At 43.8% G+C, this 5,925-nt stretch carries 2 tRNA genes and 3 rRNA genes; all 5 read left to right on the top strand.

What is annotated here, in order from left to right:
• The first annotated feature begins 751 nt into the window (after positions 1-751).
• The 5 genes from Q0891_RS17080 (at position 752) to rrf (ending at position 5,853) form a co-directional block, all read left to right on the top strand.
• Positions 752-2,277, top strand: a 16S ribosomal RNA gene (locus Q0891_RS17080).
• Between the two features lie 93 nt (positions 2,278-2,370).
• A tRNA-Ile gene (locus Q0891_RS17075) sits at positions 2,371-2,444 on the top strand.
• A 98-nt stretch (positions 2,445-2,542) separates the two neighbouring features.
• A tRNA-Ala gene (locus Q0891_RS17070) sits at positions 2,543-2,616 on the top strand.
• Between the two features lie 198 nt (positions 2,617-2,814).
• A 23S ribosomal RNA gene (locus tag Q0891_RS17065) occupies positions 2,815-5,640 on the top strand.
• A gap of 103 nt (positions 5,641-5,743) precedes the next feature.
• A 5S ribosomal RNA gene (rrf, locus tag Q0891_RS17060) occupies positions 5,744-5,853 on the top strand.
• The 16S, 23S and 5S rRNA genes sit together here with 2 tRNA genes alongside, the layout of an rRNA operon.
• The last annotated feature ends 72 nt before the right edge of the window (positions 5,854-5,925 follow it).

Here is a 5,925-nt window from a genome sequence, read left to right as displayed (position 1 = left end):
AATGTAAAAGTTAAAGAGTAGTAAGTATCATTTATATTCTGTTTAACTATTATTTAGAGATCGGTATGTTATACTGCAAAGACTTTAACTGTTCATAAATCTCCGATCATTACCTAATCCTTCTAAAGTAAGAATTATATATAGGGTTTAGTATATCCAAACAGAAAAGTTTTTATGTTTATTTGTTTGATTTAATCAAAGGATATGATGTATTTGCGTTTGAATCTATATATAATGGCAGTGACAGTGCTGCTTTACTGGAGTAATATGAATAATTAGGTAGACGTTTTATATGAACTAACTATAACGATCTTTTGATTAAACGTTCTTTCAGATTAGTAATATGAAAAAAACTTTAGTGTGTAAATGTGTGGTTTTAAGAGTATTGAAAAAAAGATTAAAATAAAGTTTAAAAAGTAGTTGTAGGATTAAAAAAGGGTTTTATATTTGCACCCCGAAACAAAAACATTAGTTTACATTTCGGACGTTCATTTTCAGAAAAATTAAGCTTTAAAAAAATAATTAAATTTTTTTTCAAAATTAATTTGTGGGAATAAAAAAAGGGTTTTATATTTGCACCCGCTTAACAAGGAAACGAGTTAAGAAAAGAAAAAAAGTTCATTAACATATTGAATTGACAGCGTAAAAATTAATTGGAAACGATTGATTTAAAACAAGAGAATAAATCATTTAGAGTACTAGAATAATTCCTATTAGTTGTTAAAGAAATAGTCGTAAGACTTAAAATTTAACGATGAAGAGTTTGATCCTGGCTCAGGATGAACGCTAGCGGCAGGCCTAACACATGCAAGTCGAACGGTAACAGAGAAGAGCTTGCTCTTTTGCTGACGAGTGGCGCACGGGTGCGTAACGCGTATATAATCTACCTTTTACAGGGGGATAGCCTTTAGAAATGAAGATTAATACCCCATAGTAAGTTGATTTGGCATCAAAACAACTTTAAAGCTTCGGCGGTAAAAGATGAATATGCGTTCTATTAGCTAGATGGTGTGGTAACGGCACACCATGGCGACGATAGATAGGGGCCCTGAGAGGGGGATCCCCCACACTGGTACTGAGACACGGACCAGACTCCTACGGGAGGCAGCAGTGAGGAATATTGGACAATGGGCGAAAGCCTGATCCAGCCATGCCGCGTGCAGGAAGACTGCCCTATGGGTTGTAAACTGCTTTTATACGGGAAGAACCCCATCTACGTGTAGATGGCTGACGGTACCGTAAGAATAAGGATCGGCTAACTCCGTGCCAGCAGCCGCGGTAATACGGAGGATCCAAGCGTTATCCGGAATCATTGGGTTTAAAGGGTCCGTAGGTGGATAATTAAGTCAGAGGTGAAAGTTTGCGGCTCAACCGTAAAATTGCCTTTGATACTGGTTATCTTGAATTATTGTGAAGTGGTTAGAATATGTAGTGTAGCGGTGAAATGCATAGATATTACATAGAATACCAATTGCGAAGGCAGATCACTAACAATATATTGACACTGATGGACGAAAGCGTGGGGAGCGAACAGGATTAGATACCCTGGTAGTCCACGCCGTAAACGATGGTCACTAGCTGTTCGGATTTCGGTCTGAGTGGCTAAGCGAAAGTGATAAGTGACCCACCTGGGGAGTACGTTCGCAAGAATGAAACTCAAAGGAATTGACGGGGGCCCGCACAAGCGGTGGAGCATGTGGTTTAATTCGATGATACGCGAGGAACCTTACCAGGGCTTAAATGTAAGTTGCATTAGTTAGAGATAGCTATTTCTTCGGACCACTTACAAGGTGCTGCATGGTTGTCGTCAGCTCGTGCCGTGAGGTGTCAGGTTAAGTCCTATAACGAGCGCAACCCCTGTTGTTAGTTGCCAGCGAGTCATGTCGGGAACTCTAACAAGACTGCCAGTGCAAACTGTGAGGAAGGTGGGGATGACGTCAAATCATCACGGCCCTTACGTCCTGGGCTACACACGTGCTACAATGGTAGGGACAGAGAGCAGCCACTTCGCGAGAAGGAGCGAATCTATAAACCCTATCACAGTTCGGATCGGAGTCTGCAACTCGACTCCGTGAAGCTGGAATCGCTAGTAATCGCATATCAGCCATGATGCGGTGAATACGTTCCCGGGCCTTGTACACACCGCCCGTCAAGCCATGGAAGCTGGGAGTGCCTGAAGTCCGTCACCGCAAGGAGCGGCCTAGGGTAAAATCGGTAACTAGGGCTAAGTCGTAACAAGGTAGCCGTACCGGAAGGTGCGGCTGGAACACCTCCTTTCTAGAGAAAGACGACTAATAAGAAAGGTTCTATTATAAGGAAATATTTAATTTATTCTCTTGCTGTTAATTTAATTTTATAATAATTAAGTAGAGTCTCATAGCTCAGCTGGTTAGAGCGCTACACTGATAATGTAGAGGTCGGCAGTTCGAGTCTGCCTGAGACTACTAATTAAAGGAAATTCTGGAAGATGAGTATCCCAAGTTGACGTATAAGTCATCATTTAACTGATAACTGTTAACTGATAACTGACTACTTAATAAATGGGGGATTAGCTCAGCTGGCTAGAGCGCCTGCCTTGCACGCAGGAGGTCATCGGTTCGACTCCGATATTCTCCACAACATTTCTTGTTTATATAGGAAATAGAAAGTTCATTGACATATTGAAAAAGATACATGAAATAATATAGAGAGATTTATCTCTTTATAAAGTAATAATGATTAATTAGGGTTTACGAGCTTTTAATTAATCATAAAGTTTAGTTTTAAGCTTTATAGTTTAAAACTAAATAGTAACTCATTAAAAAGACAAAAGTACAATAAGCTAAATAAGAGCGTATGGGGAATGCCTAGGCTCTCAGAGGCGATGAAGGACGTGATAAGCTGCGAAAAGCTACGGGGATTGGCACATACAAATTGATCCGTAGATATCCGAATGGGGCAACCCAGCATGTTGAAGACATGTTATCCGCAAGGAGGCGAACCCGGAGAACTGAAACATCTAAGTACCCGGAGGAGAAGAAAACAAAAGTGATTCCGATAGTAGCGGCGAGCGAAATTGGATTAGCCCAAACCAGTATTGTTACGGCAATGCTGGGGTTGTAGGACCACGATATTCGATGCATAATGAATTAGAACAGTTTGGAAAGACTGACCAAAGAGGGTGATAGTCCCGTATAAGTAAAGATTGTTAAGATAGTGGTATCCTGAGTAGTGCGGGGCACGTGAAACCCTGTGTGAATCAGTCGGGACCATCCGATAAGGCTAAATACTCCTGAGAGACCGATAGTGAACTAGTACCGTGAGGGAAAGGTGAAAAGAACCCTGAATAAGGGAGTGAAATAGAACCTGAAACCATACGCTTACAAGCGGTCGGAGCAGACTTGATCTGTGACGGCGTGCCTTTTGCATAATGAGCCTACGAGTTACCGTTGCTAGCAAGGTTAAGGACTTCAGGTCCGGATCCGTAGCGAAAGCGAGTCTGAATAGGGCGCTTTAGTTAGTAGTGGTAGACGCGAAACCGTGTGATCTACCCATGGGCAGGGTGAAGCTGTGGTAACACACAGTGGAGGCCCGAACCGGTTGACGTTGAAAAGTCTTCGGATGACCTGTGGGTAGGGGTGAAAGGCCAATCAAACTCGGAAATAGCTCGTACTCCCCGAAATGCATTTAGGTGCAGCGTTGATTTATAGTTTTATAGAGGTAGAGCTACTGATTGGATGCGGGGGCTTCACCGCCTACCAATTCCTGACAAACTCCGAATGCTATAAAATGTTAATCAGCAGTGAGGGCATGGGTGCTAAGGTCCATGTCCGAGAGGGAAAGAACCCAGACCATCAGCTAAGGTCCCCAAATATATGTTAAGTTGAATAAACGAGGTTGAACTGCTTAGACAGCTAGGATGTTGGCTTGGAAGCAGCCATTCATTTAAAGAGTGCGTAACAGCTCACTAGTCGAGCGGTTCGGCATGGATAATAATCGGGCATAAACATATTACCGAAGCTATGGACTTGTAAAAGTGGTAGGGGAGCATTGTAGTGTCGTCGAAGGTGTGCTGTGAGGCATGCTGGAGAAGCTACAAAAGAAAATGTAGGCATAAGTAACGATAATGCGGGCGAGAAACCCGCACACCGAAAGACTAAGGTTTCCTCAGCTATGCTAATCAGCTGAGGGTTAGTCGGGACCTAACGCGAACCCGAAAGGGGTAGTGGATGGACAACAGGTTAATATTCCTGTACCTGCTCACACTAAACGTGACGGAGGCGAAAAGTTAGTGCGTACTGACGGAATAGTACGTTGAAGCGAGTAGTAATACCGCGATAGTACACTGAGACTACGGTCAAGGTGATAATCTAGCAAATCGACTTCCAAGAAAAGCAAGTGAAGCAGCCCGTACCCTAAACCGACACAGGTAGTTGGGATGAGAATTCTAAGGTGCTCGAGAGATTCATGGCTAAGGAACTAGGCAAAATAGACCCGTAACTTCGGGAGAAGGGTCGCCCATCGTAAGATGGGCCGCAGTGAAAAGGTCCAGGCGACTGTTTATCAAAAACACAGGGCTCTGCTAAATCGAAAGATGATGTATAGGGCCTGACACCTGCCCGGTGCTGGAAGGTTAAGTGGAGGGTTTAGAAGTTTACTTCGAAGATCTCAAATGAAGCCCCAGTAAACGGCGGCCGTAACTATAACGGTCCTAAGGTAGCGAAATTCCTTGTCGGGTAAGTTCCGACCTGCACGAATGGTGTAACGATCTGGACACTGTCTCAGCCATGAGCTCGGTGAAATTGTAGTATCGGTGAAGATGCCGATTACCCGCTGTGGGACGAAAAGACCCCGTGCACCTTTACTATAGCTTAGTATTGGTTTTGGATAAGTAATGTGTAGGATAGGTGGGAGACTTTGAAGTGGCGTCGCTAGGCGTTGTGGAGTCATTGTTGAAATACCACCCTTTGCTTATCTAGAGTCTAACTTTCAATGAAAGGACAGTGCTTGGTGGGTAGTTTGACTGGGGTGGTCGCCTCCAAAAGAGTAACGGAGGCTTCTAAAGGTTCCCTCAGCACGCTTGGTAACCGTGCGTAGAGTGCAATGGCATAAGGGAGCTTGACTGAGAGACATACAGGTCGATCAGGTACGAAAGTAGAGCATAGTGATCCGGTGGTTCCGTATGGAAGGGCCATCGCTCAAAGGATAAAAGGTACGCCGGGGATAACAGGCTGATCTCCCCCAAGAGCTCATATCGACGGGGGGGTTTGGCACCTCGATGTCGGCTCGTCACATCCTGGGGCTGGAGAAGGTCCCAAGGGTTGGGCTGTTCGCCCATTAAAGTGGCACGCGAGCTGGGTTCAGAACGTCGTGAGACAGTTCGGTCTCTATCTACAGTGGGCGTTAGAAATTTGAGTGGATCTGACTCTAGTACGAGAGGACCGAGTTGGACGAACCTCTGGTGTACCTGTTGTTCCGCCAGGAGCATTGCAGGGTAGCTACGTTCGGAAGGGATAAGCGCTGAAAGCATATAAGCGCGAAACCCACCACAAGATGAGATTTCTTTAAAGGGTCGTGGAAGATTACCACGTTGATAGGCTATAGGTGTAAAGGCAGTAATGTCATAGCCGAGTAGTACTAATAACCCATAGGCTTATTGTACGCCTGTTTTTTTATAAAGTTTACAATACATATTACTTATATCATGTGATTTTTTCAATATGTCAACAATATTAGTGTTGATTATTTTATAACAACCAAAACTTAAGGTGGTTATAGCGACGGGGCTCACCTCTTACCATTCCGAACAGAGTAGTTAAGCCCGTTTGCGCCGATGGTACTGCTTGACTGTGGAAGAGTAGGTCGCCGCCTTTTTTACCGATATATCGGTATTGTAAAACCCTTACTATTTATTTAGTAAGGGTTTTTTCGTTTTTTTTAATCTGA

The sequence above is a fragment of the uncultured Winogradskyella sp. genome, from assembly GCF_947498005.1.
In the GTDB taxonomy this organism is placed as follows: Bacteria; Bacteroidota; Bacteroidia; order Flavobacteriales; family Flavobacteriaceae; genus Winogradskyella.
Note: the sequence above shows the minus strand (reverse complement) of the source record. Positions and strands in the feature narration are given on the sequence as shown.